The organism is Moraxella sp. (assembly GCF_024227015.1).
Classification (GTDB): Bacteria; Pseudomonadota; Gammaproteobacteria; order Pseudomonadales; family Moraxellaceae; genus Moraxella.
This window is the reverse complement of record NZ_JAAELD010000109.1, coordinates 1-1,018: the sequence shown is the minus strand read 5'-3', so window position 1 is coordinate 1,018 and position 1,018 is coordinate 1. Positions and strand designations below refer to the sequence as shown.

Here is a 1,018-nt window from a genome sequence, read left to right as displayed (position 1 = left end):
CGTTGGACTCCAAAAACACCCAAAGCTGAAGCGTTGGACTCCAAAAACGCCCAAAGCTGAAGCGTTGGACTCCAAAAACGCCCAAAGCTGAAGCGTTGGACTCCAGAACGACTTAAATTTAAGGCTTATCAGCTGACAGACCATAAATATAAGTTGCTAACAAGTGAACTTTGGCTTCTCCCAAAAATTCACCGTGCGCGGGCATTCTACCTTGACGACCATTCGTAATGGTTTCTTTTATCGTGGCTTCTGAGCCACCATAGAGCCAAATGTTATCAGTCAAGTTCGGCGCACCCAAGGCTTGCATCCCTTTACCATCCATGCCATGACAGGCAAAACAGACTCGCTGGAATATTTTTTGACCCTCCGCAGCCGCCGTTTTGTCATATTCATTGACGCTCAGACTCAAGATGTATTGGACCACATTGTTGATATCCACGTCTGTTGTCAAACCGTTTTGCATAGCTGTTGGCATCATGCCTTGACGACCAGTCATAATCGTCGTTTTAATCAGACTGGGATCACCACCGTAAAGCCAATCATCATCGCGCAAGTTAGGATAGCCTTTCACGCCACCCGCATCTGAGCCATGACAAACCGTGCAATAAGTCATATATAAACGATGACCTAATTTGACGGCATCTGGATTTTGAGCTAAATCCGGGATTGCTTCTTTGCTATACTTGGCATAAATGGGTCCGTAACGGTTTTCAGCAGCTTCCATTTCTTGTTCATACTGCTTCAATTTATCCCAATCCAAAATGCCAGCGAATGAGCCTAACCCTGGATAGAGTATCAAATAGATGATACCGAAAAACAAGGTGATATAAAACATATTTAGCCACCAGCGAGGCAGGGGATTATTATATTCCTCCAGGCTTTCATCCCAAACATGCCCCATCGTTTCGACCTTTTCATCTTCTGATTTAGTGTCACCACCTAACCAGTAGATCAGGGCAAAACATCCTATAATACCGACAACCGTTGGGATAATAATAAACCATTCCCAAAATTGACT

At 44.3% G+C, this 1,018-nt stretch carries 1 protein-coding gene; it reads right to left on the bottom strand.

Annotated features, from left to right (window positions below):
- Positions 1 to 118 precede the first annotated feature (118 nt).
- Positions 119 to 1,018 (bottom strand): cytochrome-c oxidase, cbb3-type subunit III (gene ccoP, locus GY683_RS02360; protein ID WP_297287217.1); only part of this gene is annotated, 900 nt, incomplete at its 5' end.